Origin of the sequence: Tetzosporium hominis, from assembly GCF_002265435.1 — a bacterium.
Classification (GTDB): Bacteria; Bacillota; Bacilli; order Bacillales_A; family Planococcaceae; genus Chryseomicrobium; species Chryseomicrobium hominis.
In genome coordinates this window covers 23919-38857 of sequence record NZ_NOKQ01000310.1, presented here as the reverse complement: position 1 = coordinate 38857, position 14939 = coordinate 23919, and the positions used below count along the sequence as shown (strand labels likewise).

Here is a 14939-nt window from a genome sequence, read left to right as displayed (position 1 = left end):
GTTAGTCACTCTCCTTGTCACGCCATTTTGTCACTTGTTTGATAATTGGCTTATTCAGTAGATTATCGACTGCAATTTTTTTCCCGAGCTTCACGAGAACTTCGCTATATGTCGGGTACGGGTGGATGACGCTCGCCATCTTGCCCATGTTGATATCGAGCATTTTGATAGTTTGAATCTGGCTAATAATTTCACCTGCACGATCTCCAATCACACTTGCACCTAGCACTTCACCTTTTTTGTCTAGAATCAGCTTTACACTGCCCATGTTTTCTGGCTTCGTCTTTGCCCGGTCAAGCTCGTCAAATGAGTGCGTGTAAACGCGGATAGAATCCCCATGCTTCTTTCGAGCTTCGTTTTCAGACAAGCCGGAATGCCCGATCTCAGGGTCTGTGTAGGTGCACCATGTAACATTCGCGTAATCGATTTTTCGACGAATTGGTAGGATGGCATCTTGTGCCGCTGTGATTCCTTGCGCATTCGCCATATGCGATAGCTGGTAAGGTCCAACCACATCTCCAATTGCATAGACGCCTTTTACAGTCGTCTCCATATGGTCATCCACTTTGATTTTCTTGTCATCAAATTCGACCCCTGTGTGTTCAAGACCAAATCCTTTTAGTGTTGCTTGTCTTCCAAGTGCCACTAAAATTTTGTCTGCTGTCACTTCGAAGGTGGTTCCTTCTTTTTCGACAGTCAAATAGATTTTCCCTTCCTGTTCTTTTACAGACTTCGCTTCTGTGTTGACGTAGACTGTGACGCCTTCGTCTTCTAGACGCTTTTTGATCATGGCGGCATGCTCTGGCTCATCGTTACTTAAGATCCCTGGAGCTTTTTCAATGAGATGGACTTCAGTGCCAAGACGTGCAATAGCTTGAGCCATCTCGCTTCCGATAGGACCTCCTCCTAAAATTAGCAAGCTTTCAGGTAGCGTTTCTTGTTGAAACAAGTTTTCATTCGTCAAGTAAGGCACGTCTTTCAATCCTTCAATCGGAGGGACTGCTGGTTTTGAGCCCGTTGCAATAATCACTTTTTTAGCTTCAATGGTTTCTCCGTTTACGACAAGATGGTGGGCATCTTGAAATTCGGCTTTCCCTTGAATGAACTCAATTCCCGATTTTGCAAGTACTTCGGGAGACTCATTTTCGTAGACCTGTTCCATTACGTGTCGAACTTCTTGTAAGATCTTAGCTGTATCTGCTTTGTACTCCGGAACGTACTTCCGAACATGATGAATTTCTTTTGCTCTATTAATTAGGGCCTTACTCGGGATACAGCCAGACCACGTACATTCTCCGCCTGGCTTATTTTGGTCGATCAAGATTACTTTTTTTGAAAATCCGGCTCCAGTGAACGCAGCGGTCAGTCCTGCTGCTCCAGCGCCAAGGATCACTAAATCTGCTTGTTTGGTCATCTTGGGTACCACCTCTCTTGTCAAATGTGTGTATAATGTAATCTATACCATAATTCCTTTGGAAAGCGTGATGAATATGCTCGATACCCATGCACGAAAATATGTAGATCCGCTTATTGACCGTACAGCTAGCTCGTTACTGAAAGTTGGTCTGACGGCTACTCAAGTCACTCATATCGCGTTCGTGATTGGTGTCACATCGGGAATCTTTATCTATCTTGACCAACCTATCCTCGCTTTAGTCGTTTTATGGCTCTCGGGGTTTTTAGATGCTGTCGATGGTTCCATGGCTCGAAAGACGAAATCATCTGCTTGGGGTACATTGCTAGATATCAGCTATGACCGAGTTGTAGAGATCAGTGTGATTGTTGGACTAGCGTTCTTGTACCCAGATTCGATGTGGGCTCTTTTATTACTAGCGTGCTCTATCATCTGGGCGATGACACTATTCTTAACAGTTGGGGCATTGACAGAGAAAAAAGGGATGAAGTCGTTTTATTATCAGGCTGGCCTTGCAGAACGAACTGAAGGGTTTATCCTTTTTTCACTTATGATTCTATTCCCTAGTTATTTGACTTTACTCACTCTAGTTTTTCTGGCTGTTGAATTATTCACTGCGTTTCAGAGGCTAAGTGAAGCACGGAAGATTTTAAAGGAGGGTGCATGATGAAGACGATTGTATTAGTAGGAGCTGGACATGCGCACCTTCATGTCATCAAAGCATGGCAAAAAGAACCCCTTCCGAATTGTAGACTTGTGGTCATCTCCGCATCGAAGTACCAGTATTATTCGGGGATGTTCTCAGGGTATGCGGAAGGATTGTATTCAGAAGAACAGACACGTGTTTCTCTTGTTCCGTTCTGCCGAATAGCAGGCGCTTTATTTTACGAAGATACGATTGAACGAATAGATTCGAGCGCACGTACGCTCTTCGGAAAGAGTGGGACAAGCTACAGCTATGACATCGTGTCATTTGATATAGGATCTACGATAGCCATACCTGAAGCGTTTCAAGATGTGTCTCCACAAGTAAAACCGAGCCATGAGATGATGGACACCATCAATAAAATCCGGTCGACTGCTCATCCCGTCATAATCGGAGGAGGAGCTGCAGCTGTTGAGATGGCTCTCTCAATACAGCACTGGCGCCTGAAAAATGGTTCTACGACTCCTGTCCAACTCGTGAGCGCTTCTCCCCTTCTAAAAGGTACTGGAGCAGAATCCGAAATCCACAAAGTGATCCAACAAGCAGGAATATCAGTGATGGAAGAAGATGAAGTACTCCGAATGGAAAATGAAACTGTCCATACTAAGAAAGGGAATGTACTGGAAGCGACCGCTCTATTTTGGTTGACTGGCTCCTCTAGCTTCCCTATTTTTCGGGACAGTAACCTTTCCACGACAGATGGTTTTTTGAACGTCACAAGCACGTTGCAGTCTACTGATGAACCGACAATCTTTGCAACGGGTGACTGCGCACATTTCACTGTGTCTAAAACGAGTCTTGCCAAAAACGGCGTACATGCTGTGAAGCAAGGTCCTATCCTTTGGTACAACTTGCAGGCACTTATTGAAAACCAAAAGTTGCGAGCCTACGAACCAAAGTCACCGCAACTCTCCATTCTATCCATTGGAAACCGAGAAGGCCTTATGCTCTATGGCAACTGGCACTTCAAAGGAAAGCTTGCTTGGCGAATTAAGCACCAAATCGACACTCGTTTTATGAATAAATACAAGTAAAAACTCACGGAGACTTACTGGTTTGTATGAGCAAAAGTAGCTAAAACAACATACATGCAAAGTGTGTAGGGGTGACTCCAGCGGGATTACAAGCGGAAGCTGAGACCTTGGCTCAGCCCGCGCCCGCGGAACGCTTCCCCTGCACACAATAAAACATACTAAAAGGGAGTCTCTCAATTTTACGAGAAACTCCCTTGTCTTTATTTTGTCTCAGACTCTTCGTTCTGTTCTACAGGTGGTTCTTCAACTTCCACCGGTGGTGTCGGCTGCACTTGGATTTTACCAAGCTTCTTGATCAAAAAATACGCACAGCCAAAATTACAAAACTCTAAAATGTAATCATGAATTGTTCCGATTTTAGTATCAAAAGTAGCTTTTGGATTCTTATCTTCATAAAACCCTCGAAGACGTAACTGCCCATAGCCCCAATCACCGAAGATATAATCGTACTTTTGAAGAACATCGCTGTAGCGCTCTTCTAAAGTTTCTTGATTAAAACCTTCTCGGAACTCCTCGACCACTTCATATTGATAGCCATCCAAATGAATACGTGTCACACGCGTCACCTATTTCTGTACAGCGAGCTCTTCTTCACCCGCCGCTTGTCGTTGTTTCGCTGCTGCATTGACTTGCTCATCAGCATGATAGCTGCTTCGTACTAAAGGTCCAGCTTCACAGTGAGAGAAGCCTTTTTCCATAGCGATTTTGCGAAGTTTACCAAACTCATGTGGTGTGTAATATTTTTGTACTTTTAAGTGTTTTTTTGTTGGTTGCAAGTATTGCCCGATCGTCATGATGTCTACATGGTTTGCACGTAAGTCATCCATGACTTCAATGATTTCTTCCCATGTCTCACCAAGACCTAACATTAGAGAAGATTTCGTTGGGATCTCTGGTTGCATCTCTTTAGCGCGACGCAGGAATTCAAGTGACCGATCATAAGTAGCACGTGCTCGGACTCTTGGAGTCAAACGGCGAACCGTCTCAATGTTATGGTTCAAGATGTCTGGTTTAGCATCCATCAAAGTACGTAGGTTTTCCTCTACGCCCCCCATATCTGATGGAAGTACTTCTACCGTCGTAAATGGATTTTTACGGCGAATTGCACGCACTGTCTCAGCGAACACTTGGGAACCGCCATCTTTTAAATCATCTCGAGCAACTGCTGTTACGACAGCATGCTTCAAGTTCATAATGACTACGCTGTCCGCTACGCGTTCTGGTTCAGCAAGATCTAATTCTGTCGGTAAACCCGTCTTCACGGCGCAGAAGCGACATGCGCGAGTACAAACTGCACCTAAAATCATAAATGTTGCGGTACGTCGCGTCCCCCAGCATTCATGAATGTTTGGGCAGCGGGCCTCTTCACAGACTGTATGTAAATTGTTTTCACGCATCAATTTCTTAAGACCTGTATACTCTTCGTTCGTATTCAGTTTGATTTTCAGCCATTCGGGTTTGCGCTCGCGCTCCGATGTGGGTTTACAAGATGTCATTGCGGTTGCCTCCATCCTTCTGTCTATCCTGATGTCAATATATCATACTTTAGACTTCCTCACAATTCACGCTACTAAGAAAAAACCAGCCCGGGGGCTGGTATTTAATCAAGCAGTTTGCGCTTGTGCTTTTTCTTTGGCTGTCCAAAAAACAAACAATACAACAAGTAATAGAACCACAACACCAAGGCCAATCCAAGCAGAACCCGTGAACCCAAGTACCAGATAACCAACTGCTGCAATCACAGCGCTAATGATGGCATAAGGAAGTTGGGTTGTCACATGATCGTATAGATTGGAACCTGCTCCCGTCGCCGACATGATAGTCGTATCTGAGATCGGTGAACAGTGGTCTCCGAATACGGCCCCTGCTAAAACTGCAGATAAAACAGGAAGTAGTAGTTCAGGATTCACAGCCATTGCAATATCCGCTCCGATAGGAATTAAAATACCGAATGACCCCCAAGACGTCCCTGTTGAAAACGCCATAACAGCCGTCAAAACAAATAGTAATGCTGGCAGAATCCACTCAGGAATGTTGTTATTGCTCACAACACCCGCCAAATAATCTCCTGTTTGTAGTTCAGAAATCAAATACGTCAACGCCCAAGCAAAGACTAGAATCAAAACTGCTGGCATCATAGAACGAATTCCTGAGATGAATGCCGTAGTAATATGCGAAGCATCTGCTTCAGGGTTTTTGCCAAATTGACGCAGGTATAAGAATAATGCAGCTGCCACACCAGCAAGTCCACCAATCAGTAAAGACTTAGGTACATCGGTATTTTCAAATATCGTAAACAAGTTCCAAGAGCCACCTGCTTGATTACCAGTTACGAGCATGGCCCCGACCGTTGCAGCAATGAGAGTGACGATTGGAATCACCAAATCTGTCACTTTCCCGTAATTGTGAACTGGGAATTCTTCTTTTAATTCACCTGCTACGTCTTTTTCAGGATCATAGAGCTCTCCAGTCTCAAGTGCACGTCGCTCGTGAGATTTCATAGCAAACAAATCAAAATCTGTAGCAGCAACAAAGAATACAACCGCTAGAGCAGCTACTACATAATAATTCATTGGAGCCATTAATACAAAGGCCTCAAGCGGTGTGTATGCCACGATCGCATACGTTGTGAAAATCCCTCCAAGAAGACTGATGAGATACGCTCCCCAACTAGAAATAGGAGAGACTACACAAACTGGTGCTGACGTGGAGTCAATAAAGTACGCAAGCTTCGCTCTTGAGATTCTATGAGAATCCGTGATTGGTCGAGCAATCTGTCCTACTGCAAGAGCATTGAAGTAGTCATCGATGAAAATCAAGATTCCGATGAATGCAGTTAATAACTTGGCACCTCGGCGCGTCTTCACTCGCTTCATCGCCCATTCAGCAAAAGCTCTGCTGCCTCCAGATAACGTTACAAGTGCAGTGATAACTCCTAAACTTAAAATAAATAAAAGTATAAAGACGTTGTATGCATTGAATCCTTCATCCCAGAATGACAACTGGAACGCTGTCCATAATGATTTTACCGATTCGACCGGCGAAAACTCGTGTAACAATAAAGCTGCCGAGACAATCCCGACTCCTAGTGACAATAGTACTTTTCTTGTGATGAGTACCATTGCTATTGCCAAGATTGGCGGCAATAGTGAAAAAATAGTGCTTTCCATTGGCTTTTCTCCTCCTTTTAGGCGGAGTTACAGATCTAAAAGTGAAACAAAAAGCCAGCCTAAAAACTATCTTTAGGCTGGCGTACACGGGAATTCCCTTAACTGTCTCAACTGACTGTAGCTCTCCATTTGCCGAATGCAAATGACAGTGTTATTTTTATTCAAAATAACCCCAATAGAAGGTGTGTGACGACACACTCCTATTTCGGCAAAGCTTCCTTTTTAACACGATCTTAGCTGTCAAACTCCCGTATCATACTCTTAAGCTCTGCGGCCTCTACCTATATAATATTCAATTCTCTATAAGCTTAACAAGAAACGAAACGTCTGACAACCCCTTATTTGTCTTCTGGTTTTAAAGGCACTTCAACAACTACTAAGATCGCCTGCTTCCGCTTGCTCTAAATGTGACTGGACAAGACGATTTGTATCAGATAGAACGCGGTTGATGATTTCTGTATTGAATCGAGTAGTCACCATACTCTCTTGATCACCTGGTACATGTTCAATGATCTCATTGACATCAAGTACGTTGGCAATTCGCCCATTAATGGCTTTACTGATGACCATTGAAGCAATTTTGTTCGTTTGCACTTCTGCATAACGCAAATAGGTGGGAGTCAAACGTTCATTGAACCAGTAAATCTGTGCACTCACCAACATCACAAAGACTACTAACCAAATCGTGAATTTCGGATAAGCAAACCACCGTTTCAGACGAGGTTTTTGGATCACGTAATAGCTCCTTTATTTACTATATGCTCAGTTCTTGTCTTGTGATGAATAGGCGACAAAAACATCTCGAATTGTTTCGGGCATAAAATAGGTTTTCGGAAGCTCTTTAAATCGAGGGAAAAAGTATCCAAAAGTGAACATATCTACTGTAACAAGCTGATAGTGCTCTTTAAGCTCTAATGCTCGGTTATTCACGTAATAGGCATCTTCTCGCTTCTCAAAGTTTCGGAACAATAATTTACCGAGCTGTTTTCCGCGAAACCCTAATCCCCTTACTTCCAGAGTTGGCCATTTGTTATTTTGCGCTACCTGATAGGCCTCGATGAGCTCCGCTCCAGACAATGTGACGACACAAGGATTAATGGGATGTGGAAGTAGGTCATGCATCGCCTTGGATGATACGTCACCAGTATCGAGGTTTGTCAGTAACAATCCCGCAGGATAAAGAGCACAATCAGCACCTGTATATGATAACAGCGCATCTCCCAGACGGTCACTAAGATTTGTAGCTTGTTGTAGGCTTGCCTTCAGAAATTTTTCATTATAAAATACAGGACCACTTAATAACTGCTCCCCTTCGATTTGCCAATGTTGAGACGCTGCTTCATTTTCTTTTGATGTATGCAGCGGACTGTTTTGCACATCTATTAATCGTGTGGATGTCACTGGACCAGTCTTTTCAAAAGCTACTTGTGCAACTCCTAAAAACTGACCCCATTTGCCTCCGGCAGCTAGAGATGTTTCCTGAATCTTAAAGTTATCTGGATACTGATGATGTGTATGAGCCCCTAAGATTAAATGAATAGCTGGGAAACGGCTAACCAATTCTTCTTCGTGCGAGCGTCCTACATGCGCCAAGCAGATAAGATAATCCACTTGATCACTTAACTGGTGCACAACTTCAGCAGCAGCTTCTAAGGGATCTGTCACATGCCACCCAAGTTGTTTGTAATAGTCATCATAAGCTGCCGTCACTCCAAAGATACCAATTCGTCTGTGGAAGGAGGTCTCATGAATGACGAACGGTTTTACCCAGCTCGGACGATTGCCTTCAGTATCAAAAAAATTCGCAATGACCACTTGAAAGTCAGCTTCCTCATATAAAGACTCCAACTGTTGGTGAGAAAGTGTGATGCCTTCATTGTTGCCTATCGTGACGTAATCATAGCCCGCCTGGTTCAACAAAAGAACATTTCCTTTTCCTTCAGTAGCCTCTGTATAAATATGAGAACGATCAAGATGGTCTCCAAGGTCCATAACAAGCAGGTCATCTTCTGCCGGTAGCTGTTGTTTATATAATTCCATCTCTTTCAAAATTGTTGGCCAGTTTTCTAAGTGACTATGTAAGTCATTCGTATGTAAAATATGGAGCATCGACATGTCTTCACCTCCTAGTAAATCCCTTCAAAGATAGAGCGGATTCCAAGTAGTAACAATACGATTTGTAGCACGACGACAAGACTGTCTGAATTTAAGCGGTGATTTAAGTATGCCCCGATTTTCGCCCCGATATAGGCAGCAGGTACGACGGGAATTGTATAGATCCAGGGTACGTTTCCTAATGAAATATGGGTGACCGAGTTGACAAGAGCAGACAGAAACACCATGAACATGGAAGTGGCTACTGCCACATGTGGTGGGAATAAGAACAATAACAGCATCGCTGGAACTAGCATGGAGCCTCCCCCAATACCAAATAGTCCTGAACTAAAGCCTATTCCAAACGTTAAAAGAAGAGCAAACCAAATTGGATAGCCATAGACATAGGTACCCGATGCATCTGTAAATGTCGTCTTTCTTCCGTGACGCACAAACCACTGAACGGGTTTCAAATACTTTCTTATTAATAACAACAAGGCAAGAAAGACCATCATGATACCAAAATACAATTGGAATGAAGGCAAGTCGAGTCCTCTGTTTACAAATGCACCGATCACGGTCCCAGGAGCGCTACCTGCAAAGAAGATGGCTCCGCTTTTAAAATCAACGGTTTTCTTCTTCATATACGCAATCGTCGAAGAGAGTCCCGTAAAAATCATCATGATCACTGAAAGTCCTACGACCGTCTGTGGTGTGATGCCATCAATAAAACCGGCAGCTCCTAAATAGACGATGGCAGGAACTAAAATCACACCACCTCCAAGACCAACTAAAGCTCCCACTACCCCACTAAAAAGCCCTGCAATTACTAAGAGTATCCACTCCATTACATGTCTCCTCCAAACAAATCAAGTTGTTTCGGTGCCAACCCTTCAAATGAAACAGCTAGTTTTTGTTGGAGCTGTTTAGCATTCGCAGCAGCGTGTCCCCCAGAGTTATTGTTGAACAACACCATCGTTTGCTTCGCTTTTGAATCTACTTGTTGAACAATTTTTGCTAGTTCCTCAAGCTCGGCCTTATTGTAGTCATAAAGATAGCGGATCTCTCGCCAGTTTTTTCGATTTACAGGTGCTTGCCAAGCGGCCACATTGCGTCCATGAAAGCGAAACAGCGCTTTTTCTGCTGTCACTTCTGGAACGAGTGGAATACTTCCTTCACCTGATTGTGGTTCATCACAAATACTATGAATAAAATCATGCTCTCTTAAAAATTCGAATGTTTTGTCTCGGAATCGCTCTTCATACCAAGACTGGTGTCTGAACTCAATTGCCACATCAAATCCGGCTAATTCTTCACGAAGCTGTCTCAGTACATCGACATTTTCTTTTGTACAATCGAACCAAGGTGGGTACTGGGCTAGAACTGCCCCGAGCTTCCCAGCTTGTTGATAGGAAGTAAGAGCGAGCCGGTACGCTTCAAACGCCTCTTTCAAGGAATCGAAGGGACTGTCTCCTCGTAGATGACCCGTTAGTTGCTGATAGGTTTTCACTATGAATTGAAAGTCTTTTGGAGTTTCTTCGATCCATTTGTCGTTGTTGCGTTTAGGTTGGACTGCATAAAACATTGCATCCAATTCAACGATAGGGAAATGAGCGCTATAGTCTTGTAGTTTTTGTTTTGCATTTCCCTGATACAAATCTGGATGGTCTCCCCATCCCGTTAATCCGATTTGAATCATAGACTCACCTCTTTGTATTTAGTGTACCACTTCCTTTCCCTTCTCCGCTCCCTTTCACTCTAGGTTTACTGTCTAATAAAACGGGTACTATTTCAATGTAAGGAATGCACATCTCGTAACTCATGCTAAGTGTTCTTTCTTGAAGGAGCGTTTGGCGGGAGGTGACAAGATGGAGAGATTCTATGGAATCGATGCACTACTTGACTATTTGAATCAGCAAAGTGATGAACGATTTTCAGAAGCAGACATTTTGTTTTTAATTGAAAAGCGTATAATTCCGCACTACGTTTCTTTCGGTAAACGCTATTCGTTCCAGAAGAAGCACATAGACAGCTGGCTCAAAGCTTACAAAAACCAAAAAACTCCGTCTCCTGAGTCTTAACTCTCGGGAACGGAGTTTTTCTATGCAAAAAAACCGCCAAGTGGCGGTTTTCTTTTTATCCGATAGAGCCTTCCATCTCGAACTTGATCAGACGGTTCATCTCAACAGCATATTCCATTGGAAGTTCCTTCGTGAATGGTTCGATAAAGCCCATAACGATCATTTCAGTAGCTTCTTCTTCACTAAGTCCACGACTCATCAAGTAGAACAATTGCTCTTCTGAGACTTTAGAAACTTTCGCTTCATGCTCAAGAGAAATATTGTCGTTCATGATTTCGTTGTAAGGAATCGTATCTGAAGTCGACTGGTTATCCATAATCAATGTATCACACTCGATGTTAGCACGTGCTCCGTGTGCATTGCGTCCAAAACGAACGATACCACGGTACGTTACTTTACCACCTTGTTTCGAAATCGATTTCGAAACGATAGTAGAAGACGTGTTTGGTGCTAAGTGAAGCATTTTAGCTCCAGCGTCTTGATGTTGCCCTTTACCAGCTAAAGCGATTGAAAGGGTCATACCGCGAGCGCCTTCACCTTTTAAGATACATGCTGGGTACTTCATAGTCAGTTTCGATCCGATGTTTCCATCGATCCATTCCATTGTACCGTTTGCCTCTACAACAGTACGTTTCGTTACTAGGTTGTATACGTTGTTAGCCCAGTTTTGAATCGTTGTGTAACGGCAATACGCATCTTTTTTAACAATGATTTCAACTACAGCAGAGTGTAGAGAATTCGTTGTGTAAACAGGTGCTGTACATCCTTCTACATAGTGCACTGATGCGCCTTCATCAACGATGATGAGTGTACGCTCGAACTGCCCCATGTTTTCAGAGTTAATGCGGAAGTAAGCTTGAAGTGGTGTATCTACTTTAATACCTTTTGGTACATAGATGAAAGATCCACCTGACCATACAGCTGAGTTTAATGCAGAGAACTTGTTATCAGAGGCTGGAATTACAGTACCCCAGTACTCTTTGAAGATATCTTCGTTTTCACGAAGAGCCGAATCTGTGTCTTTAAAGACGATTCCTAGATCTTCAAGTTCTTCTTTCATGTTGTGGTAAACTACTTCAGATTCATACTGAGCAGAAACACCTGCTAAGTACTTTTGTTCAGCTTCTGGAATACCTAATTTATCAAACGTGCGCTTGATTTCTTCTGGTACTTCATCCCATGAACGCTCTGTCTGTTCTGAAGGCTTTACATAATAAGTGATCTCGTCGAAGTTTAATTCGCCAAGCTCTCCACCCCATTGTGGCATTGGTTTTGCGTAGAAAATTTCCAATGCTTTTAGACGGTAATCAAGCATCCACTGAGGCTCATCTTTCATACGAGAAATTTCTTCAACAATTTCACGTGTCAAACCGCGTTTAGAACGGAAAATCGATACGTCTTTGTCATGGAAGCCATATTTGTAATCGCCGATTTCAGGCATTTTTTTAGCCATAGTTTATTCCTCCGTTCCTTGATTTTGGTGTTGTACTCCTTTTTCCATTGCTTTCCACGAAAGCGTCGCACATTTGATACGTGCTGGAAACTTAGATACACCACTTAAAGCTTCAATATCTTCTAAGTCAATTGAGTCATCATAGTCTTTGCCTGTCATCATGTCTGAAAAGATTTCCGAAAGCTTCATAGCTTCTTCTACCGTTTTCCCCTTGACAGCTTGGGTCATCATCGAAGCCGAAGACATGGAGATAGAACAGCCTTCTCCGTCGAATTTAGCATCTCGGATGATACCATCTTCTACTTGGAGAGTTAAGTGAATACGATCTCCACATGTCGGGTTGTTCATATCAACAGTTAAGGCTTCTTCTCCAAGAGACCCTTTGTTACGAGGGTTCTTGTAATGATCCATAATCACTTGACGATAGAGTTGGTCTAAATTTGAATTAATAGACATCGTTGAAATACTCCTTTGCCTTCTGCAAACCGGCTACAAGACGGTCAATATCTTCTTTTGTGTTGTACAAGTAGAAACTTGCACGAGCCGTCGCAGAAACGTTGAGCCACTTCATTAATGGCTGTGCACAGTGGTGACCGGCACGTACTGCAATTCCTTGCATATCTAAGACTGTCGCTACATCATGTGGATGCACATCATTTAAGTTGAATGTAACAATTCCAGCCCGCTTAGACGGATCTTTGGGGCCATAAATCGTCAATCCTTCAATTTTAGACATCTGCTCCATAGCATAAGCAGCTAGTTCATGTTCATGTTGTTCGATAGCTTCTAAACCAATCGATTCTAAATAATCAATGGCAGCAGCAAGACCGATAGCACCTGCTATGATAGGAGTTCCCCCTTCAAATTTCCAAGGGAGCTCTTTCCATGTGGATTCTTGAAGACCGACGAAGTCGATCATCTCGCCTCCGAATTCTACTGGCTCCATAGCTTCTAAATGGCGCTGCTTTCCGTAAAGAACACCAATTCCTGTTGGACCACACATCTTGTGACCAGAGAAAGCGTAAAAATCACAATCCAAATCTTGTACATTGACTTTGATATGAGGAGCAGCTTGTGCCCCGTCTACTACCATTATTGCACCATGTTCATGGGCAATCTTCGTGATGTCTTTAATTGGATTGACGACTCCGAGGACATTGGAAACGTGCATAACAGAAACGATTTTCGTTTTCTCTGTGATGGCTTTCCGTACGTTCTCAAGAGTGATTGTTCCGTCTTCTTCTAAGTCGATGTATTTCAACACAGCATTTTTCCGTTTCGCAAGTTGCTGCCAAGGAATAATGTTAGAGTGGTGTTCCATATAAGTAATGACAATTTCATCACCTTCGGATACATTCGCATCTCCGTAGCTTGCCGCTACTGTGTTGATTGCTGTAGTTGTACCTCGCATGAAGATCACTTCTTTAGTGGAAGTAGCTCCAATAAAGTTGCGTACTTTCTCACGAGCGCCTTCATAGCCTTCTGTGGCACGATTTCCAAGTGTATGCACACCGCGGTGCACATTGGAATTATCTTGCTCGTAATACGCTTTAAGTGCATCAATGACTACAGTCGGTTTTTGTGAAGTGGCGCCACTATCTAAATAAACGAGTGGATGTCCATTCACCTCTTGATTTAAAATGGGAAAATTGCTGAGGATCGTTTGATTCATTAGCGCACTTTCCTTTCAATGACCTCCGTGAGCTGCTTTTTAACACCTTCAACTGGAAGTGCTCGTACTACAGGCGCTAAGAAACCATGAATGATTAAGCGCTCTGCTTCGTGCTTCGAGATACCGCGGCTCATTAAGTAGTACATTTGCATTGGATCTACTCGGCCAACAGATGCTGCGTGACCAGCAGTTACATCGTCTTCATCAATCAAAAGAATCGGGTTTGCATCCCCACGTGCTTTTTCAGATAACATCAAGACGCGTGATTCTTGTTCTGCGTTTGATTTAGAAGCGCCGTGTTCGATTTTACCGATACCGTTGAAGATAGAAGAAGCTGAATCTTTCATAACCCCGTGCTTCAGAATTTGACCTTCTGAATTTTTACCCCAATGGATGACTTTAGTTGTAAAGTTTTGTTTTTGATCTCCACGACCAACAACAACTGTTTTTACATGGCCTTCCGAGTTGTCGCCAACTAAGTGCGTTACGTTTTCAACAATTGTATTGCTATCATTCATTAAGCCTAGTGCCCATTCAATGACTGCATCACGGTGTGCTACACCACGACGGTTTACATAAGCTGTATAGCCTTTAGCTAATACATCAACTGCTCCGTACGTAATTTTCGCATTGTCTTTTGCAAGTACTTCAGAAACGATGTTGGCTTGGCCAGTCGCTGTTTCGAAAGTTGACAAGTAGTTTTCAACATATGTCAATTTGCTGTTTGACTCTGCTACTACCAATGTATGGTTGAATAGAGAAACAGACTCGTCATCTTGTACATAAATAACTTGAACAACTTCATCCATCTCTACATTTTTAGGAATGTAGATGAATGCTCCACCATTTAATAGAGCTGCATGGTAAGCAGTCAGTTTGTGCTCATCTGGTTTCACAACATCTGTCATCAAGTACTGCTTTACAAGATCGCCATGCTCACGAATAGCCGTGTGGATATCTGTAACGATGACACCCTTGTCTTGAAGTTCCTGTGAAACAGAAACATAAGCTGGTGTGTTGTTGCGTTGAATATATAGAGTTTTTTGGTTTTCTGTATCAATTAGAGACTGGATGTCTTGTGGTAGATCAGCAAGTGTAGAATAGCCTTCGCTCTCTACTGTGTGTGCTGAGAATGAAAGAAAGTCCCAGCTCTTAATGTTTGTCTTATCCGGTTCAGGCATTGGCAGGTCCGCTGCTTGCGCAAGTGCAGTTAAGCGGAAATCTGTCATCCATCCCGGTTCTTGCATTTTTTCAGAGTAAGCGCGAATGTCTTGCTCTGTTACTGCTAAAGTCGTTTCAACCGTCATGCTGACTG

Annotated in this window: 15 protein-coding genes and 1 riboswitch; of the genes, 3 read left to right on the top strand and 12 right to left on the bottom strand. The window is 43.1% G+C overall.

Annotation, left to right across the window (positions count from 1 at the left end):
- Nucleotide 1: 1 nt before the first annotated feature.
- Nucleotides 2-1414, bottom strand: coding sequence for a dihydrolipoyl dehydrogenase family protein (locus CF394_RS13765; RefSeq protein WP_243370892.1), 1413 nt, complete (start codon nt 1412-1414; stop codon nt 2-4).
- 76 nt (nt 1415-1490) lie between these two features.
- Between CF394_RS13765 and CF394_RS13760 the strand changes: the two genes are divergently transcribed.
- Together CF394_RS13760 and CF394_RS13755 are read left to right on the top strand one after the other, a co-directional pair.
- Nucleotides 1491-2081 (top strand): CDP-alcohol phosphatidyltransferase family protein, encoded by a 591-nt coding sequence (locus tag CF394_RS13760; protein ID WP_094944427.1) that lies wholly within the window; start codon nt 1491-1493, stop codon nt 2079-2081.
- Nucleotides 2081-3154 (top strand): FAD-dependent oxidoreductase, encoded by a 1074-nt coding sequence (locus CF394_RS13755; protein ID WP_165767573.1) that lies wholly within the window; start codon nt 2081-2083, stop codon nt 3152-3154. Before CF394_RS13760 ends, CF394_RS13755 begins: the two co-directional genes overlap by 1 nt.
- A gap of 200 nt (nt 3155-3354) precedes the next feature.
- On the opposite strand, the gene CF394_RS13750 is transcribed toward CF394_RS13755, so the two are convergent.
- From CF394_RS13750 to CF394_RS13720, 7 genes are all read right to left on the bottom strand, one after another.
- A complete protein-coding gene (locus CF394_RS13750) occupies nt 3355-3711 on the bottom strand; it encodes a YutD family protein (RefSeq protein WP_243370890.1) in 357 nt (118 codons plus the stop codon).
- 9 nt (nt 3712-3720) lie between these two features.
- Nucleotides 3721-4650, bottom strand: coding sequence for a lipoyl synthase (lipA, locus tag CF394_RS13745; RefSeq protein ID WP_094944360.1), 930 nt, complete (start codon nt 4648-4650; stop codon nt 3721-3723).
- A 108-nt stretch (nt 4651-4758) separates the two neighbouring features.
- Complete coding sequence (locus CF394_RS13740; RefSeq protein WP_094944359.1) at nt 4759-6324, bottom strand: Na+/H+ antiporter NhaC family protein; 1566 nt, start codon at nt 6322-6324, stop codon at nt 4759-4761.
- Nucleotides 6325-6434: 110 nt separating this feature from the next.
- Nucleotides 6435-6612, bottom strand: a riboswitch (Lysine riboswitch).
- Between the two features lie 78 nt (nt 6613-6690).
- Nucleotides 6691-7059, bottom strand: coding sequence for a hypothetical protein (locus CF394_RS13735; RefSeq protein WP_094944358.1), 369 nt, complete (start codon nt 7057-7059; stop codon nt 6691-6693).
- Between the two features lie 27 nt (nt 7060-7086).
- Entirely contained in the window at nt 7087-8439 is a 1353-nt protein-coding gene (locus CF394_RS13730; protein WP_094944357.1) for a bifunctional metallophosphatase/5'-nucleotidase, read from the bottom strand.
- Between the two features lie 11 nt (nt 8440-8450).
- Complete coding sequence (locus CF394_RS13725; protein WP_094944356.1) at nt 8451-9266, bottom strand: sulfite exporter TauE/SafE family protein; 816 nt, start codon at nt 9264-9266, stop codon at nt 8451-8453.
- Complete coding sequence (locus CF394_RS13720; RefSeq protein WP_094944355.1) at nt 9266-10117, bottom strand: DUF72 domain-containing protein; 852 nt, start codon at nt 10115-10117, stop codon at nt 9266-9268. The genes CF394_RS13725 and CF394_RS13720 overlap by 1 nt, the downstream gene beginning before the upstream one ends.
- A gap of 169 nt (nt 10118-10286) precedes the next feature.
- Between CF394_RS13720 and CF394_RS13715 the strand changes: the two genes are divergently transcribed.
- Nucleotides 10287-10499, top strand: a complete 213-nt coding sequence (locus CF394_RS13715; RefSeq protein ID WP_094944354.1) for a hypothetical protein — start codon at nt 10287-10289, stop codon at nt 10497-10499.
- Between the two features lie 55 nt (nt 10500-10554).
- On the opposite strand, the gene sufB is transcribed toward CF394_RS13715, so the two are convergent.
- Genes sufB through sufD form a run of 4 tightly spaced genes read right to left on the bottom strand, consistent with a single transcriptional unit; the run spans nt 10555 to nt 14931 of the window.
- Complete coding sequence (gene sufB, locus CF394_RS13710) at nt 10555-11952, bottom strand: Fe-S cluster assembly protein SufB (protein WP_094944353.1); 1398 nt, start codon at nt 11950-11952, stop codon at nt 10555-10557.
- Between the two features lie 3 nt (nt 11953-11955).
- Nucleotides 11956-12408 carry a Fe-S cluster assembly sulfur transfer protein SufU gene (gene sufU / locus CF394_RS13705; protein WP_094944351.1) on the bottom strand — a complete coding sequence of 151 codons (453 nt, stop codon included), beginning with the start codon at nt 12406-12408 and terminating at the stop codon, nt 11956-11958.
- Nucleotides 12398-13624, bottom strand: a complete 1227-nt coding sequence (locus tag CF394_RS13700; protein ID WP_094944350.1) for a cysteine desulfurase — start codon at nt 13622-13624, stop codon at nt 12398-12400. The genes sufU and CF394_RS13700 overlap by 11 nt, the downstream gene beginning before the upstream one ends.
- A complete protein-coding gene (gene sufD / locus CF394_RS13695; protein WP_094944348.1) occupies nt 13624-14931 on the bottom strand; it encodes a Fe-S cluster assembly protein SufD in 1308 nt (435 codons plus the stop codon). Before sufD ends, CF394_RS13700 begins: the two co-directional genes overlap by 1 nt.
- Between the last annotated feature and the right edge of the window lie 8 nt (nt 14932-14939).